The sequence below is a fragment of the Bifidobacterium sp. KRGSERBCFTRI genome (assembly GCF_025908335.1).
Window position 1 is genome coordinate 511,175 of sequence record NZ_CP109653.1, and the last position, 17,464, is coordinate 528,638.

Annotated in this window: 17 protein-coding genes; 5 read left to right on the forward strand and 12 right to left on the reverse strand. The window is 62.7% G+C overall.

Translation table 11 applies throughout. From position 1 onward, the window contains the following. Positions 1-12: 12 nt before the first annotated feature. The 9 genes from OGI63_RS14240 to coaD all read right to left on the reverse strand — a co-directional run bounded on the left by OGI63_RS14240 (position 13) and on the right by coaD (position 9,454). On the reverse strand, positions 13-2,214 hold the full coding sequence (locus OGI63_RS14240) for an ABC-F family ATP-binding cassette domain-containing protein (protein ID WP_004268375.1): 2,202 nt from the start codon (positions 2,212-2,214) through the stop codon (positions 13-15). Between the two features lie 165 nt (positions 2,215-2,379). After that, the gene (locus tag OGI63_RS02040; RefSeq protein ID WP_004268376.1) at positions 2,380-3,117 is read right to left on the reverse strand and encodes a type 1 glutamine amidotransferase; all 738 of its coding nucleotides are present in this window, start codon (positions 3,115-3,117) and stop codon (positions 2,380-2,382) included. 176 nt (positions 3,118-3,293) lie between these two features. Continuing rightward, positions 3,294-3,848: an acetolactate synthase small subunit gene (gene ilvN, locus OGI63_RS02045; RefSeq protein ID WP_004268377.1), complete on the reverse strand. Its 555-nt coding sequence runs from the start codon at positions 3,846-3,848 to the stop codon at positions 3,294-3,296. 15 nt (positions 3,849-3,863) lie between these two features. Further along, positions 3,864-5,846, reverse strand: coding sequence for an acetolactate synthase large subunit (locus OGI63_RS02050; RefSeq protein WP_014482615.1), 1,983 nt, complete (start codon positions 5,844-5,846; stop codon positions 3,864-3,866). Between the two features lie 321 nt (positions 5,847-6,167). Beyond that, entirely contained in the window at positions 6,168-6,944 is a 777-nt protein-coding gene (rnc, locus tag OGI63_RS02055) for a ribonuclease III (RefSeq protein WP_004268379.1), read from the reverse strand. A gap of 324 nt (positions 6,945-7,268) precedes the next feature. Continuing rightward, on the reverse strand, positions 7,269-7,463 hold the full coding sequence (gene rpmF / locus OGI63_RS02060; protein ID WP_004268380.1) for a 50S ribosomal protein L32: 195 nt from the start codon (positions 7,461-7,463) through the stop codon (positions 7,269-7,271). Positions 7,464-7,541: 78 nt separating this feature from the next. Beyond that, entirely contained in the window at positions 7,542-8,138 is a 597-nt protein-coding gene (locus OGI63_RS02065; protein ID WP_004268381.1) for a YceD family protein, read from the reverse strand. A gap of 84 nt (positions 8,139-8,222) precedes the next feature. Continuing rightward, positions 8,223-8,924, reverse strand: a complete 702-nt coding sequence (locus tag OGI63_RS02070) for a hypothetical protein (RefSeq protein ID WP_004268384.1) — start codon at positions 8,922-8,924, stop codon at positions 8,223-8,225. Between the two features lie 50 nt (positions 8,925-8,974). Beyond that, the gene (gene coaD, locus OGI63_RS02075) at positions 8,975-9,454 is read right to left on the reverse strand and encodes a pantetheine-phosphate adenylyltransferase (protein WP_004268387.1); all 480 of its coding nucleotides are present in this window, start codon (positions 9,452-9,454) and stop codon (positions 8,975-8,977) included. A 175-nt stretch (positions 9,455-9,629) separates the two neighbouring features. Here coaD and OGI63_RS02080 point away from each other — a divergent pair, with 175 nt between their 5' ends. Beyond that, positions 9,630-9,923: a DUF3039 domain-containing protein gene (locus OGI63_RS02080; protein WP_004268388.1), complete on the forward strand. Its 294-nt coding sequence runs from the start codon at positions 9,630-9,632 to the stop codon at positions 9,921-9,923. A gap of 134 nt (positions 9,924-10,057) precedes the next feature. Here the strand turns inward: OGI63_RS02080 and OGI63_RS02085 are convergent, their stop codons facing one another. Next, the gene (locus OGI63_RS02085; protein ID WP_004268389.1) at positions 10,058-11,065 is read right to left on the reverse strand and encodes an aldo/keto reductase; all 1,008 of its coding nucleotides are present in this window, start codon (positions 11,063-11,065) and stop codon (positions 10,058-10,060) included. 76 nt (positions 11,066-11,141) lie between these two features. Beyond that, positions 11,142-12,464 (reverse strand): nicotinate phosphoribosyltransferase, encoded by a 1,323-nt coding sequence (locus tag OGI63_RS02090; RefSeq protein WP_004268391.1) that lies wholly within the window; start codon positions 12,462-12,464, stop codon positions 11,142-11,144. 305 nt (positions 12,465-12,769) lie between these two features. Between OGI63_RS02090 and OGI63_RS02095 the strand changes: the two genes are divergently transcribed. The 4 genes from OGI63_RS02095 to OGI63_RS02110 all read left to right on the forward strand — a co-directional run bounded on the left by OGI63_RS02095 (position 12,770) and on the right by OGI63_RS02110 (position 16,413). Next, the gene (locus OGI63_RS02095; RefSeq protein ID WP_004268393.1) at positions 12,770-13,390 is read left to right on the forward strand and encodes a hypothetical protein; all 621 of its coding nucleotides are present in this window, start codon (positions 12,770-12,772) and stop codon (positions 13,388-13,390) included. 209 nt (positions 13,391-13,599) lie between these two features. Then, positions 13,600-14,340: a ribonuclease PH gene (gene rph, locus OGI63_RS02100; RefSeq protein ID WP_004268397.1), complete on the forward strand. Its 741-nt coding sequence runs from the start codon at positions 13,600-13,602 to the stop codon at positions 14,338-14,340. Between the two features lie 28 nt (positions 14,341-14,368). Then, positions 14,369-15,088 (forward strand): non-canonical purine NTP pyrophosphatase, encoded by a 720-nt coding sequence (locus OGI63_RS02105; protein WP_004268398.1) that lies wholly within the window; start codon positions 14,369-14,371, stop codon positions 15,086-15,088. 41 nt (positions 15,089-15,129) lie between these two features. Next, complete coding sequence (locus OGI63_RS02110) at positions 15,130-16,413, forward strand: aminoacyltransferase (RefSeq protein ID WP_004268400.1); 1,284 nt, start codon at positions 15,130-15,132, stop codon at positions 16,411-16,413. A 29-nt stretch (positions 16,414-16,442) separates the two neighbouring features. Here OGI63_RS02110 and OGI63_RS02115 read toward each other — a convergent pair whose 3' ends face one another. Then, a complete protein-coding gene (locus OGI63_RS02115) occupies positions 16,443-17,450 on the reverse strand; it encodes an AEC family transporter (RefSeq protein WP_004268402.1) in 1,008 nt (335 codons plus the stop codon). Positions 17,451-17,464: the final 14 nt, after the last annotated feature.

Genomic DNA, 17,464 nt, shown 5'->3' on the forward strand with positions numbered 1-17,464 from the left:
CCGCACGCATACTCACTTGCCGAGTTGCTCGGACAGATCGAACCACTCGGTCTCCAGCTCGCCCTGCTGCGTCTCCAGTTCGGCGATCTGCGCGCTCAGTTTGCCGAGCCCCTCGTAATCGGTGGGGTCGTGCGCGTTCATCTGGGATTCCAGCTCGCCTTTCTGCTGCTCGATCTTCTCCAGTTTGCGCTCGATCGCCGAAACGCGGCGCGATGCCTGCGCATATTCCTTGCCGGAGAGCTTCGGCTGGTCTGCAGACTGCTCGTCGGCAGTTCGCACGTTCTCGGATTGCGCAGTGTGCGCAGATTGCGCAGCATCCGCGGAATCCGCCTGCGGGAGCGCCTTGCCGCGCTTGAGATCGTCCACCATATCGAGATAGTCCTGCACGCCGCCCGGCAGATGCCGCACCTTGCCGCCGATCAGCGCGAACTGCTCGTCGGTGACGCGTTCGAGCAGGTAGCGGTCGTGGCTCACCACGATGAGCGTGCCCGGCCAGGTGTCGAGCAGGTCTTCCATCACGGCGAGCATGTCGGTGTCGAGGTCGTTGCCCGGCTCGTCCATGATGAGCACGTTCGGTTCGTCGAGCAGAATGAGCAGTAGCTGCATGCGGCGCTTCTGGCCACCGGAGAGGTCGCGGATCGGCGTCATTAACTGGGCTCCCTCGAATCCGAGACGTTCCATAAGCTGGCCGGGCGTCACCTCCTTGCCGTCGACGATGTAGGTGGGCTTGTAGCGGCTCAGCACCTCCTTCACCTTGTAGTTGCCGAGCTTCTCCAATTCGTCGAGCCGCTGCGAGAGCACCGCGAACTTCACCGTCTTGCCGATGTTCACACGGCCGGCGGTGGGGGCGAGCGAGCCGTCGAGAATCTTCAGCAGTGTGGATTTGCCGGCGCCGTTCGCCCCGACGATGCCGAAACGGTCGCCGGGGCCGATGAGCCAGGTCACGTCGTCGAGAATCTCGCGGCCGCTTACCTCGATATGCGCGGCGGCACTCGTGGCGTCGGCGCCGGTGTTCGCGGCTTCGTTGGCAGCGAGCTCGTTCTCGGTCATGCCACGCAGCGCGTTGTAGCCGGTGACGGCCTCGCGGGCCTTGAGCCCATGCTCGGCGGCAATTTGCGCGGCACGCGAGCCGAATGCGGAGATGAGGCGCGGGTCGTCGGCATCGTCGACATCCATCGTCACCGAGCCGAAAGCCTGCGGTTCTTGGACCATCGGGGTGACGATGTCAATCTGCGTGCCGGCGGATGATTCGGAGTCCGTGCCCATGCGTTCCATGTCGGCGATGTCGGGGTCGATGTCGGCCACAGCACCCTGTTCGCGGTCGAAAATCTGCGTCACATCGACCAGGTCGACCACCTGCTTGCCAAGGCGCGAAGTGGCCATCTGCTTGAGTTCGAGCGTGTTGCGCATCGGCGGCACGTCGGCGATGAGCTCGCGCGCGGCCTTCACATGGAACTTCTGCTTGGTCGAGCGGGCACGCGCGCCACGCGACAGCCATGCCAGCTCCTTGCGGGCCAGATTGCGCCGCTTCGTCTCGCGCACATCGGCTTGGCGGTCGCGTTCCACGCGCTGCAGCATGTACGCGCTGTAGCCGCCTTCGAACGGCTCGATCTGCCCGTCATGCACCTCCCACATCGACTCGCACACCTCGTCGAGGAACCAGCGGTCGTGCGTGACGATCAGCAGCGCGCCGGTCCCCTTCGCCCAACGGTTCTTCAGGTGTTCGGCGAGCCAGTGGATCGTCACGACGTCCAGGTGGTTTGTCGGCTCGTCGAGTGCGAGCACATCCCAGTCCTTGAGCAGCAGGCGGGCGAGGTCGGCGCGGCGACGCTGGCCGCCGGAGAGCGTGCCGATCCTCGCATTGAGATTGAGGCCGCCGAGCAGCGCCTCGACGATCTCGCGGGACTCCGTCTGCGCGGCCCATTCGTAATCCTCGCGGCCTTCGAGCGCGGCCTCGCGGATCGTGGCGTCATCGTCGAGCTGGTCACGCTGGTCGAGCATGCCGAACGTCAGGCCGTTGCGCGTGGTGACACGGCCCGAATCCGGAGCCTGCGTGCCTTCGAGCAGGTGCAGCAGCGTGGATTTGCCGTCGCCGTTGCGGCCGACGATGCCTATGCGGTCGCCTTCGAACACGCCTTGCGTGACGTCGGTGAAAATGGTCTTCGTGGCGAAGTCGAGCGAGACATGTTCGAGTCCCAAATCAAAAGTTGGCATGGCAATCTTTCATTGTTCGTGACATCCCGTAAGAGTTTATGACATCCCGTAAGAAAACAAATCACGGGGGAGATGGAGGGAATCTCAAGGAATTCCAAGGAATATCAAGGAATATCAAGGAATTCAGAGAACATCGCGCATTCTGATCTTCCTTACGGGATGTCGTCAACTCTTACGGGATGTCAGAGAGAAACTGTAGGTGCTGCAACGGGCGGCGAAACCGGAGAAGACCTGTTCGCCGAGCGGCTGGATTTGCGGGTAGCTGGCGGCGAACGCCTCGCGCAGCTGCGATTTCGAGCCGCCGGAAGCCTTGAGTTGCTTGACCATGCTCGGTTCGTCAAGCCATTCCTCGAGCAGCTGCGGCGTGACCTCCAAGTGGAACTGCATGCCCAGCGCGGAGCCGAAGCGGAATGCTTGCACTCTCGTGTCGGAGGAGCGGGCGAGGAGCTCGGCGGAATCCGGCAGCGAAATGCAGTCGCCGTGCCATTGGAGCACGTTGAGTTCCTTGCTCCACATGGAGAAGAAGTCGTGTTTGGCCACGCGTTTGATGGGCGCGATGCCGATCTCCGGCGCGCTGGCCTTCTTCACCCTGGCACCGAGCGCGGCGCCGATGAGCTGATGCCCCAGGCAGACGCCGAGCACCGGCTTGCCTGTGCCTATGGCCGCGCGGATGAGCTTCATCTCGGCCTTGAGACCGGGGTAGTCGTCGAAATCGGCGGCGCCCATGGGGCCTCCCATGACCACCAGTCCGGCCACTTCGTCGAAATCGGGAAGGTCGGGTTTCTTCTGCTTCGATATATTGAGCGTCTGCGTGGGAAGATTGATCTCCTCAAGGTCGGACAGAATGAGTCCTGGTTTCTCCCACTCGGCATGTTGCAGAATAAGAACTTCCGGTTTCGTCATGGTTTCATTGTCTCATTGCCCTTAACAATTCGGCTGTCGGTGTGGGGACGACGGGTGAATGAATGCGGAAAACAGGTGTCAGCATGCGGAAAGCATGCATCAGAATGCGTAGAAGGGGACAGTGAGAAGCTTCTCACTGTCCCCTTTACACAGAATATGGAATGCGGAACGCAGATTCAGCGGCCGGTGATCTCGCTGCCGACCACTTTCTCGCTCAGCGCGCGCGGGCCGCGGGTCATCGCGACCGCGCCGGAACGCACGAGCTCGATGATGCCGTAGTGGTCGAGCAGACCGAGCAGCGCGTCGATCTTGCCGCCGGCGCCGGTCGCCTCGATCGTGAGCGACTCGGGATTGACATCGACGACGCGCACGCGGAACAGTCTGACGATCTCAAGCACATCGGAGCGGTTCGATTGGTCCGCGGCGACCTTGATGAGCACGAGTTCGCGCTCGACGGTGGTCGATTCGTCGAGGTCGACGATTTTCAACACATGCAGCAGTTTGTTGAGCTGCTTGATGATCTGCTCGAGCGGCACCTCCTCGACGTCGGCGGTCACCGTGATGCGGGAGATGTCGGGGCGCTCGGTGGGTGAGACGCTCAGCGAGTTGATGTTGAACGCACGGCGGGCGAACAGGCCGGCGATGCGTGCGAGCACACCCGGGCGGTTCTCGACGAGCACCGACAGCGTATGACGCTGGGAACCCGGCTTGGATGCTGGATATGAAGCCATTTCGACCTTCCCCTTTCAGTCCTGTTCCTCGGTGATGATGGCGGTAGCCTCATCTGCCTGCGCATCGGAATCCACCGGCATGGCGGCAAGGCCGTCAGCCTGGTGCAACGGTTTGATGCCGGGCAGGTAGGTGACGTTGTCGTTCGAATCGCCAGCGGCGACCATGGGCCACACCATGGCATCCTTCCACACACGGAAATCGACGAGCACCGGCCTGTCATTGATCTCGTTGGCCCGGCGAATCGCCTCTACCGCCTCGTCTTTGGTGCGCGCGCGCAATGCAACGCAGCCGTACGCATCGGCGAGCTTGACGAAGTCCGGAACGCCCTCCAAGCCGGTCTTCTCCTCCTCATGCAGAATCGTGGCCGAGTAGTGGTTGTTGTAGAACAGGGTCTGCCACTGGCGAACCATGCCATACACGGAGTTGTTGAGCAGCGCAATCTTCACCGGGGCGCCCTCGAGGAACGCGGCGGCGAGCTCCTCACTTGTCATTTGGAACGATCCGTCGCCGTCGATGAGCCACACCGGCTTCTTGCCGTCGAAGTAGCGCTGGGAGCCGATGGATGCGCCGATGGCTGCCGGAAGGCCGAAGCCCATGGTGCCCAAGCCGCCCGAGGAGATCCACTGGTGCGGGTGCGAGAAATTGATGAACTGCGTCGCCCACATCTGGTGCTGGCCCACGCCGGACACCCAGATCGTCTCCGGATTCGCGGCATGCGACAGCTCCTCGACCACCCACTGCGGAGCAAGCGTGCCGTCGGTCGGCTCCTGGTAGGTGAGCGGGTATTTCTCGACCCACGAGTTGATAAGCCCCCACCATGTGGTCAGATTCGGCTTGCCGTGAATGGCGTGCTGGCGTTCGATGCGCGGCATGAGCGCGCTCAGCACCGTCTTCACATCGCCGACGATCGGCACGTCGGGAGTGCGGTTCTTGCCGATCTCGGCCGGGTCGATGTCGATGTGAATAACGCGTGCGCCGGGGGCGAAGGCCTCGAGTTTGCCGGTCACACGGTCGTCGAAGCGCGCGCCGATCGCGACGAGCAGGTCGGAGCGCTGCACCGCGCCGGTCGCGGCGATCGTGCCATGCATACCGAGCATGCCGAGCACGGCGGGGTCATCATCCGGCACAATGCCACGCGCCGGCAATGTGGTGACAATCGGGGCGCCGGTCAGATCGGAGAGCGCCTTCACCTCGGCACCGGCGTCGGAACGCACTGCGCCACCGCCCACGTAGAGCACCGGGCGGAACGCGTGCTGGAACAGTCTGGCGGCATCGTCGAGCACGCGGCCATGCGCCTCGGTGGTCGGGTTGTAGCCGGGCAGAATCATGCGCTGCGGCCAGCTGTAATACATGGTGCCGTTCTGGGCGGTCTTCGTCAGATCCACGACCACCGGTCCGGGACGGCCGGAACGCGCGATGTAGTGTGCCTCGGAGAGCACACGCGGAATGTCCTGCGCGTCGGTGACCAGATAGGAATGCTTGGCGACCGGGTAGGTGGCACCCACGATGTCGGCCTCCTGGAACGCGTCGGTGCCAATGGCGTTGACGCCCACCTGACCGGTGACCACGATCATCGGGATCGAATCCATGTTCGCGTCGGCGATGGCGGTGATCACGTTCGTGGCGCCCGGGCCTGACGTGACGATGCACACGCCCACCTCGCCGGTGGCCACGGCGTAACCCTCCGCCGCATGGCCTGCCGCCTGTTCGTGGCGCATGAGCACGAAACGGAACTTCGTGTGCTCGTCAATGGCGTCGTACACGGGCAGAATGGCGCCGCCCGGAATACCGAACACGACTTTGACACCCAGGTCTTCCAGCGAGCGGACCAGCGCCTGTGCGCCGGTCATCTTCTCGCCGTCGACAATGGTGCGCTTGTGCGTATGCTGGTTGGCGTTCGCTTTGGCCACGCCGCTGAACGCCTGCAGGGGTGTTGGTGACACGGTTCCCTCTTTCGTGAGATGTCTTGTATTCAAGGCATCGGCTGCGGGTGCCATTCGCGTCCCGCGCCGGGCCTTGCGTTGATATCCTACTGGATTTCACCGTGGTGCGGCTCCTGTGACCGCATGCTGAATGCATTTATGGATATGCCCTGCTTCTTCCTGTTACGGGCTGGCATTTTCTGTTACGGGCTAGGGGCATGCAGATTTTCTTCAACAATGGCCCTTGGAAAATGGCGGTTTTGCAATTCCGACGAGGGGAATTCTTCGCGTGAGACCTATCCCGTAACAGAAAATGCCAGCCCGTAACAGGAAAATTAGCCCGTAACAGGAAGGCTAGCCCGTAAGGTGTTGGCTGTGCGGCGCAGGGCGTGCGGCTCAGGCGTCGGTCAGCGGGCGGCGTTCGCGCTTGCGCTCGGGCTTCGGCGCATGCTCGCGCTCGTCGAGCACATGCCACGCCTGTTCGGCCGCGGCCAGCTGCGCCTTGCGTTTGCTGCTGCCGTTGCCCACGCCGAGCACCTCCTTGGAATCGCCGAGCATGGCGAATGCGGTGAATTCGAGCGCGTACTCCGGTCCGCCGACGGACATCTGGTACCGCGGTTCCGGCAAGCCCATCTCGTGGGCCTTCACTGTGAGTGACGTCTTCCAATCGAGCGCCGGACCTTCGGTGGCCACCTCGGCGAGTGTGTCGTCGACGAGATGATGCACGACTTCGCGCGCCTTGTCCACGCCGTACTGCACGAAGGTCGCGCCGATCAGCGACTCCACGATGTCGCACAGAATCGAGCTTTTCTCGGCGCCGCCCTGCTCGCTCTCGCCGTGCCCCAACAGAATGTAGGGACCCACGTGCAGCCGGTCGCGCGCGATCGCGCTCAGCGACTCCTCCGACACGGCCTTCGCGCGAATCTTCGCCAACTGGCCCTCACTTTTGTCGGGATACTGCTTGAACAGTGTCTCGGTGACGACGAATTCGAGCACCGCGTCGCCGAGGAACTCAAGCCGCTCGTAGTTCTTCACACCCTCGTGCTCGTGCGAGAACGAGCGGTGGGTGAGCGCCTCGACGAGCAGATCGGTCTCCAATGTGGTGCCGAGCGCGGTGAACAGCTCCTGCATTGCCGATTCGCCGATTTCCTGCGTGCTTACACGAACACTCATAATGCTCCAGATTCCCTCGATTTGGCTTCCTTGCACAGTGTAGTCTGTGTGCCCTACGCGCGCCCTCCGTACAGGGAGAAGATTCCTTTGCGTAATCGGGGACGGTTTGACCGAATAATCTGTCCCTTTTTACGCAGGGCGGGAGATGCGGTGGGTATAAGAGATGCAGCGGGTATGAGACATGCAAGGTGAGGGGAATCTGCGTAAATGGGGACAGTTTGGGTGGGTATTTCGTCTCCGATTACGCAAGTAAAGCCGAAACAATCTGCGCGCATAAAAAAATCCCCGCCACCCGTCGATGGCAGGGATTTCGTGAAGTTCAACTCACTTGGTGTGGGCGGAACGGATCGCCTCGCGGTAGACGCGGCCGCGGTAGGAGCCGCAGCTCGGGCAGGCCACGTGAGCGAGCGTCGGAGCGCCGCAGTTCGGGCAAGTGATGGTCTGGGCAGCCTTGGCCTTCCAGGTGGAACGACGCGTACGCGTATTGGCGCGCGACATCTTGTACTTTGGCAGTGCCATTGTTTATCCTCTGTTTCGTTCGAACATATGAGCTTAAGCGTTCAGAATCTTAACGCATATGCTGTACAAACGCGCGTCTCACTCGCCCTGCTCGCGTTCGAGCTGCTCTTTGAGCGCCTCCAGATCGGCGAAACGCAGGTCGGTCACCTCATGCACATGCTCGGGACTCTCGTTGAGATCGAGACCGCACTGCGGGCACAGACCCTTGCAATCCGGCTTGCAGAGCGGATTGAGCGGCAACGCGCTCACGAAGGTGTCACGCAGCAGCGGCTCGATGTTCGCGAACGCGCCGTTGTCGATGAGCGGGTACGTGTCGCCCGACTCCTCCTCGCCGGCGATGATCTCCACATCTTCGTTCTTGGTCTTGCCGGCATCGGCATCCTCATACGGGAAGAACGCGGTGACCTGCTCGCTCCAGTCCCCGCTCAGATCCCTGTCGCAGCGCGCGCACACCGCAGTGACCGGCGCCGTGAACGTGCCGGTGAAAATGAGACCATCGATAATCGAGTCGAACTGGCCGTTCACATGGATCGGTTCGCCTTCCTTGACGCCCACGATCGAGTCGCCGATGCCGCCGGGTGCCGGGAAATCACGGTCGACCTGCATGGTCTGGCCCGCGCGCGAGCCGACCTGGGCCACCGGAACCGTCCAATCTGTGTATTCAATACGTGCCATTCGCCTGTTCCACCTTGCTTGGATTGCTTGATACGCTCAGTCAACCCGCGCCGCCGTGTCGCTATTCCGCGTGACGCGAACGGGTCAGTCCTGCGGATAGTCGGATTCCTCGGCGTGCGGGAGCTCCTCGCGCGCCTTTGCCTCGCGCTCCTCGAGCACGTTCAGGCCGCCTTCGACGTCGCGCGTCATCTTGCCGAGCTGACTGTGCAACTCGTTCATGATCTTGATGCAGTACTGGTCGGCGCCCGAGGTAAGACGGTCGCTCGCGGCCTGCGCCTTGTCGATCATCGTCTTCGCCTTCTGACGCGCGATCTCGGTCACCTTCTCCTGGGAGGCGAGATAGTCCGCGCGCTCGTTCGCATCGCGAATGATGTTCGCCGCTCGCGCCTGCGCGGTGGAGATGATCACGTTCGCCTGCGAATTCGCGTTCGCGAGTCTGCCCTCCGCCTCGCGCATCAGCGCGCTCGCACGCTCGAGCTGCACGGGCAGCTTGGTTTTGAGATCCTCGAGCTTGTCGAGGAAATCGTCACGGTCAATCTTCACGCTGGACGGGGAGAACATGGACCCCTTGGCACTCGTGATCATCTCCTCGAGCGAGTCGATGATGTCGTACACCGTGGTGAACTCGGCCTTGCGCAGCGCATCCGGGTCGGGGGCGTTGTCGCGCAGATCCGGCAGATCGTCCATGTTGAACGCGGGTCTGCGGGCGGAGGAGTCCTGCGGTGGTTGCGGGGCGTCGTTGCCGCCGTCGTGAATGGTCTGCGTGCTCGAATCGTTCTGAGTCATGCTCTCTCCTCTCAACGCGGGCGCATACCCATAGGTCCGCGGTCGCGCTACTAACGCAGCGCCTTCTCTAATAATGGCACAACATAGTCTGGAACCATGCCGGTGATGTCACCGCCATGACGTGCGACGTCCTTCACCACGGAGCTCGAGATGTGTTCCAGAACGGGATTGGCAGGCAGGAACATCGTCTCCACATAGGCGAGGTGACGGTTCACGAGCGCCATGCCGAGCTCGGCCTCATAGTCGCCGTTCTGGCGCAGCCCCTTCACAATGACGGGGGAGTCGACCTTGCGGCAGTAGTCGGTGATCAGGCCGTCGGTCCATGCGACCACATAATTCGTCATGCCCGAGTCGGCCAGCGCGTGTTTGATGATGTCCACGCGTTCGGTTTCGGTGAACAGCGGCTTCTTCATGGCATTCACCGCGACCACCACATGCACTTCGTCGAACAGGCGGCAGCAACGCGTGATTACATCGATATGGCCGTTCGTCACAGGGTCGAACGAGCCGGGGCATACAGCGATTGTCATATCTCTACAGCCTAATGGTGGGGCTATGCAATTGGCTGGCCGGGAAATCCGGGAAAGAGATGCGGCACGGGGCTATGAGATGAGACGCAGATGGGGCGAACTGGGCTGGGCGTAGAATCTGTAGACAGGAATAGAGAACGAAGTTGCAGGATTGTATAGCCGAACAGGAGGAATCATGAGCTTTGCATACAATGACGCGCTCGACGACAACACGACGGCGGCAACCGAGCCGAGCAGCGACACCGGTACCGCGGTGCTCGAAAGGCCGAAGGCACAGGAGCGGCGGGCGGACGACGGCGACGCCGACCGGTTCGCGCATTACGTGTCGCGTGACCGCATTGCCGAGTCGCGCCTGACGGGGCGCCCGGTGGTGGCACTGTGCGGCAAGGTGTGGGTGCCGAAGCGCAACCCGAAGGACTACCCGATCTGCCCGGAGTGCAAGCGCATATACGAGGAGATGACGAAGTAATCCATCGCCGCCAGCTGTCTGTTACGGGCTAGGGTTCCGGCTTATGGCCAGGGCACACACTCCGATTTCCGTGGTGTGTGCCCTGGCCATAAGCCGGAACCCTAGCCCGTAACAGTATTACGTAACGGTATGAATTAGAGCGAGATCGAATCGATCCTGGCGAGCTCCTCCGGCGTGAAGTGCGTGTTGTTGAGCGCGGCGATGTCATCGAGAATCTGCTGCGGTTTCGAAGCGCCGACGAGCACGGTGGTCACGGCAGGGTCGTTGAGCAGCCACGCGAGCGACATCTCGGCGAGCGTCTGCCCGCGGGAAAGCGCGAGGTCATTGAGTTCGCGAATCTGGGTGAGACGCGACTCGGTGAGCGCGGACTTGTTCAGGAACCGGTCGTCGTGCCCGATGCGGCTATCGGCAGGAATGCCGTTGAGATACCGGTTCGTAAGCAGTCCCTGCTCAAGCGGCGAGAACGTGATGAGCCCCTTGCCGAGCTTGCTCGTCGCCTCCTTGAGCCCATTGCGTTCGATCGTGCGGTCGAAGATGTTGTAGCGGTTCTGGTTGATGATGAACGGCACATGGCGCTCGGCGAGCATCTGCGCGGCCTGTTCGAGCAGCGGGCCATCGTAGTTCGAAAGCCCCACATACAGCGCGCGGCCGCTCGTCACCGCGGTCTCGAGCGCGCCGACCGTCTCCTCCAACGGCGTGTTCGGGTCGGGGCAGTGGTGGTAGAAAATGTCCACATAGTCCAGGCCGAGCCGTTCGAGCGACTGGTCGAGGCTGGAGAGCAGGTATTTGCGACTGCCGCCCACGCCGTTCGGTCCCGCCCACATGTCGAACCCGGCCTTCGTGGAGATAATGAGCTCGTCGCGGTACGGTCGCAGACTCTCACGCATGATATGCCCGAAATTGCGTTCCGCGGCGCCGTACATGGGGCCGTAGTTATTGGCGAGGTCGAAATGGAAGATGCCGTGGTCGAACGCAGTGAACACGATCTGCTGCATCTGCCCATACGGCGTCAGATCACCGAAATTATGCCACAGGCCGAGCGCGATGCGCGGCAATTGCAGACCGCTCGTGCCGACATGCGCGTACTGCATGCGGTCGTAGCGGTCCGGGGCGGGCGAATAGTGCGTGATGAAATCTGGCATCGGAACCTCTTTGTTTTCTGTGCTTGCGTGTGATATGCCGACTCCAGCATACCGCGAACGTGCCGCGAATTGCGGATCAGAGCACCTCGAGCTTCGTCGGGATCACCGGCTCGCCTCGCATGAGCGACTGCGCGGTGATCGGCAGCTTGGCGAGCGCCTTGGCATGGTAATCCTGCGCCGCCATGAGCCCGTCGTGACCCTGGAACTGCGGGTCAACCGTGCCATTGACGACGAAGTCGGTGAGCAGATCTTCCCAGCCCTCGCCCGGCACGAAGTTCTCGAGCGCGCTCTCCGAGCCGGAGATGACGTGTTCGCAGTCGGCGAGCGAGTATTCGTATGAACGGAAGGCGAGCTTGGCTCCCGGTGCCGTCGCCTTGTCCACAGACTTCTTCGCCACCGGTTCCATATGACCGGCGTTGTTCGCGCGTTCGGTGAGTTTGTAGACCATGGCGCAGGTGGGCGCCCCCGAACCGGTGACCAGCTGCGTGCCGACGCCGTAGGAGTCGACCGGCGCGGTCTGCAGCGAGGCGATCGCATACTCGTCGAGGTCGTTCGTCACCGTGATCTTCGTATTCGTGGCGCCGAGCGCGTCGAGCTGGTTGCGCACACGCTGGGCGAGCGCGGCGAGATCGCCGGAGTCGATGCGCACGCCGCCCAGATTCGGGCCGGCCACCTCGACGGCAGTCTTCACGGCCTCCTCGATGTTGTAGGTGTCGACGAGCAGCGTCGTGTTCGTGCCGAGCGCGGCGATCTGCGATTCGAAGGCCTGGCGCTCGCTGTCATGCACGAGTGTGAAGCAGTGCGCGGCCGTGCCGATCGCCGGCAGGTCGTACAGTTTGGCGGCGAGCAGATTCGCGGTGCCCTTGAATCCACCCACGATCGACGCGCGCGCGGCGGCGACGGCGGCCCACTCGTTCGTGCGGCGACCGCCCATATCCATGCACGGGCGGTTCTTCGCGGCCGTGACCATGCGCGAGGCGGCCGCGGCGACGGCGGAATCGTAGTTGAGGATCGACAGGATGAGCGTCTCGAGCAGCGTGCACTCGCCGAAGGAACCGCGCACCTGCAGAATCGGCGAATTCGGGAAGTACACCTCGCCCTCGCGGTAGCCGCGGATCGAACCCGTGAAATGGTAGTTCTCGAGCCACTTGACGGTGCCCCGGCTCACAATGTGGCGGTCAGAGAGGAACTTCAGGTCGGCGTCATCGAGATGGAAGTCCTCGAGCGCGTCGAGCAGACGTCCAATGCCGGCGACCACACCGTAGCGACGTCCCTCGGGCAGATGCCGCGTGAACACCTCAAACACGCAGGGGCGGTTCGCCGTGCCGTCCTGCAATGTGGCGTCAAGCATTGTGTACTCGTACATGTCGGTCATGAGCGACGGGTCGTAAACCACCATGGTGTCTCCTGTGTTAGCGGTGCGCTTCTCTTGCGTGATCTCTTCGCGATTGGCCGGGGCGGCCGTGGATTCGCCGCGCGCGGATGTCGTTGTTCCCCAGCCTAGTCGAATGAGCGCGCAAATATGCGCGGATGTCATTATTCGGAGTCTTACTCGTGCGGGGATGAGGTCCTTTCTGCTCTCTCTGCCTCTTGTTGCGTAAAAAGGGACAAATCGGAGGCCTGTGTGTCTCTTTTTACGCAAAAGGGCAGTGGCGTGTGTGGCGTGCAGAGGACGCTCGGCAGATGGGCCGGTAGGATGGGAACATGCGATATCTTGCAGGAATCTGGAGACTGGCCATTGCTGCGCTGTGCTTCATCGGCACATCGCCGGCATGGCATGCCGTGAGCCTTTGGGCGTTCCTCATGTACCAGATCGGCTTCATCGCCGGCATCGTCATGCTGTGGAGTGGCTGTGCGAGCATTCTGCGCGGTGTGCAGCCGCCGGCATTGCTGCGCGGCTTCGTGCTCACCTACGCGTTCTCGCTGGCCGCCGTGCATTTCTTCGTCACGCCGGCTGCGGAGTTCGGGGTGCCGGCGCAGCAGGTGATCCCGCTCAGCGCACAGGTGCTCGCGTTGATTGTGGTGGGCATGCTCGCCGTCGACTTCTTCGCATTCGAACCGCACCGTGCGTTCAAGCCGGTGTATCCGCTCGTCTGGCTTGTGTACCTGCCGCTCTATGCAGCGTTCGCGATTGCGCGCGCCTACTGGTTCCCGCATTCCGGCCCCACGGCGAACGCCTACCCCTACGACTATCTCATCATCACGCAATTCACCTGGGGCGGCGCGGGCGTGGCCTGCCTCAAGATCGTCGCCATCTATCTCGCCGTCGGCGTGGTGCTGTGCCTGTTCGACCGTGCGCTTCCTGCGAAATCGGCGGCAGAGTAGGCATCCGAACGATTGCAGATGGGCAGATTCTCGCGGCCCGCTTCTCGCTACCGGCTATCCCACCCCCTTACGGGCTAGGGTTGGAGTGGCTTGCAGGAGTGGGGTGCGCTGGCGCCAGGTGGCGGCAGATGACGGTTGAACACATTCGTTCGCATTCGGCCGATGTTGCCTCTCGGCCTATGATGTGAGAGAACGACGAGAGGATTACCATGACTGTTACCCGAGCAGACGGCCGTGCATACGATGAGCTGCGACCCGTGCGCATCACCCGCGCATTCACCGACGTGCCGGAAGGATCCGTGCTCATTGAATGCGGCAACACGCGCGTGATGTGCACCGCCACGTTCACCGACACCGTGCCGCGCTGGCGCAAGGACTCCGGGCTCGGTTGGGTCACTGCGGAGTATTCGATGCTGCCGCGCGCCACCGCACAGCGCACCGACCGTGAATCGGTTCGCGGCAAGGTGGGCGGCCGCACCCATGAGATCTCCAGACTCATCGGCCGATGCCTGCGCGGCGTGATTGACATGAAGGCGCTCGGCGAGAACACGATCCAGATGGATTGCGACGTGCTCCAGGCCGACGGCGGCACGCGCACCGCGTCGATCACCGGAGCGCACGTGGCCCTCGTGGACGCCCTCAACTGGGCGAAGCAGAACGGCAAGATCAAAAGCGTGAAGAACGTGCTGCTCGACAGCGTCTCCGCCGTGTCGGTGGGCGTGATCGACGGCGAACCGATGCTCGACCTGCCGTACGTCGAAGACAGCCGCGCAATGACCGACATGAACGTCGCAATGACCGGATCCGGCAAATTCGTTGAGATTCAGGGCACCGCCGAACATCGCCCATTCAGCCGCAACGAGCTCGGCGTGCTGCTCGACCTCGCCACCAAGGGCAATAGGGAACTCCAAGCCGCACAGCAGGCCGCGCTCGACGCCGACCTGCGCTAGCACATTCGAATAAGGGAATGGTGGGCATATGAACATCGTCGTCGCCACGCACAACGAAGGCAAACTGGTGGAGATTCGCGACATTCTGGCCGAGGAATTCGGCGATGGCGCGCACGACATTGAGCTCGTCTCCGCAGGCTCGCTCGGGCTGCCGGACCCGGTGGAGACCGGCATCACTTTCGAGGCGAACGCGCTGCTCAAGGCGCGCTTTGTGGCCAGGCTGACCGGTCTGCCGGCGATTGCCGACGACTCCGGACTCATCGTGGACGTCATGGGCAACGCCCCCGGCATTCTTTCCGCACGCTGGGCCGGCGAGCATGGCAACGACGCGGCGAACATAGACCTATTGCTCGCCCAGATCGAAGACATTCCCGACGACGACCGCACCGCTCGCTTCCGCTGTGCCGCCGCTCTCGTGGTGCCGATTGCAGCCGAGGAGGACGTCGCGGACTTCGAGGCGGACCCGTCCGATGGCATGGACGATGGCGACGGGCTTGTCGACGCCCGTGAAACCGTGGTGCTCGGCGAGATGCCCGGCACGATTGTGCGCCACCCGCACGGCAGCAACGGATTCGGCTACGACCCGATCTTCATGCCCGACGAGCAGCCTGCCGGAGCCGAGGAAAGCGGCGAACTGCTCACCTCCGCCGAGATGACCCCCGAGCAGAAGAACGCGATCTCACATCGCGGCAAGGCGCTGCGTGCGCTCATGCCGGCGATCCGCGAACTCGTGGAGACCGGTGAGTGAGCCGGAAGCAATCTGGAAACCCGAGACCGAATACAGGACATATGCGCAAGTTTTCTTTTGAAGTGTTGAACGAGCAGGAATTCCGTGCATTCGCGGAGGCGTCGCCGCAGTCGAATTTCCAGCAGACCGTGGAGATGGCGAATCTGCGCCGCATGCACGGCATGGACGTCGACTTCGTGGGCATGCGCGAGGACGGCGAGATCAAGGCGGGGGCCGTGTTCGCCACGCATCATGCGCCGATGGCGACGTTCTGCAGCGTGATCAGCGGCCCGCTGTGCGACTACGATGACGACGAGCTCGTCGCCGAATTCCTGCGCGCGCTCGCCCGATTCGCGAAGAAGAAGGGCGCTGTGCACCTCGACATCGCGCCGAACCAGCGCTACCGCGTGCGCGACGACCACGGCGAGGCGCTGCCCGAGAGCGAGGGCGGCGCGCCGGACAAGCGCATGATCCGCAACATCGAACAGGCAGGATACGAGCACGGCGGATTCGTGCGCGGCTACACGTCGACCGTGCGCTGGCGGTTCGCCAAGGACATGACCGGGATCGGCGACGAAAGCGAGCTGCTCAAGTCGTATTCGAAACGCACGCAGTGGAGCATCAAACGCGCCAGGTCGATGGGTGTGCATGTGCGCGAGATCGGCGTCGACGAGCTCGACACCTTCGCGCGGATAGAACAGCAGACCGCGGAACGCCGGCATTTCGAATTCCGCGGACCGCAGTATTTCAAACAGTTCGCGCAATGCTTCGGCGAACGGGCCCGATTCGTGCTGGCCGAGATCGACACCGCAGAATACCAGCGGTCGATGCAGCGCAAGGCCGACGATCTGCGCGCGCTCGTCGACGGGCTCGAAGCGAAGATCGCACAGCGCGAGACGACCAAGCTACGGCGCAGGCTCAACGAGGAATCGAGCAATCTGGCGGCCGCGAACAAGCGGTTGGCGGAGGCGAACGAGCTCGTGGAGAAGGGCGACCTCATTCCGGCCGCCGCCTCGATGTTCGTGCTCGGCCCGCGCGAAGTGGTCTACCTGTTCTCGGGCAGCGTGGAGGAATACAAGCCGTTCTATGCATCGGCACTCATTCAGCACGAGGCGATGCTGCGGTACTGCGTGCAGGGTGTGGAACCGTTCGGGCATGTGAATCTGTACGACTTCTACGGCATCGACGGCATTTTCGACGACCCGGATGACGAGGGACGCGGCGTGCTCGAATTCAAGCAGGGATTCAACGGCTACGTGGTGGAGATGCCGGGCGACTTCATGAAGGTGCTGCGGCCGGTCACCTACCGTGCCCAGCGCCTCGCGCACAAGCTGCTCGGCAGGTAGCCGAGGCGTCAGCCCGCACCGGTACCGAATCAGATGATGCCGGCGGCGATCATCGCGTGGGCGCCGGTCATCATGCCAAGACTGATCACCGCGCTCACCGACAGCGTGAAGCCGGCGAGACGGGCGTTGCCGAGCACCTCGTCGGTGAACAGCGTGGAGAAGACGGCAACCGGGGCGAGGCAGCACATCATCGTCGCCTCGCGAATGCCGGCGTCGAACGGCAGCAGGAACCAAGCCACGGCGGCGAACGCCAATCCGAAGGGAAGACGCCAGGCGAGCACCTTGAGCACGGCGAAGGTGTCGGAACGGTTCGCGGGCAGATCCATCATCATGCCCACCATGAGCATGGCCACGCAGGCGTTCGCATTCGACAGCGGCCGGAAGAGATCCGCGAACCAGGCGGGCAGCGACAGTCCGCAGACCATGAGCACGATCATGATCACATACGTGTCGAACGGAATGGAACCCACAAAACCCTTGAGCACCGTGTGCAGCAGCGAACGCCGGGCGAGACGCTTGGCATCGCGGTCCGTGGGGCGCGTGTAGGGAAGTGTGGGAGCGTCGCCGGCGCCTTGCTCGGTGAGGGGACGGCCGGGTTGAATGTGCAGGAGCGTCTGCGTCATCACATTCGTGCCGGCGGCCACCATGATGCAATTGCCAATGTCGAACATGGCGGCGGGAACGATCGCCTGTTCGCCAAGAAACGCCTGCACCACCGGGAAGCAGAAGCAGCCTATGTTGAGACCGGTCGCATTGAGCATGAGGAACGCGCGCTGCGTGACCGGCGAGTGACGGGTGGCCGAGAAGATCACGAGCACCGGCACGAGCGCCACGACGAAACCGAAGGCCGAAAGCCATAACAGCGACGGATCATGCGGATTCGTGGCGAACGAGTAGACGATGGCACCGGGCAGCACGAGATCGAAGAGCATCACCTGAATGATGCGGTAATCGCGCTGGCCGAACAACCGGCAGCGTTTGAACAGGTAGCCGGCGATGATGATAGCCAAGAGGGCGATCGGTTGTAGGAGCGTCACGGAGTACAGCCTAC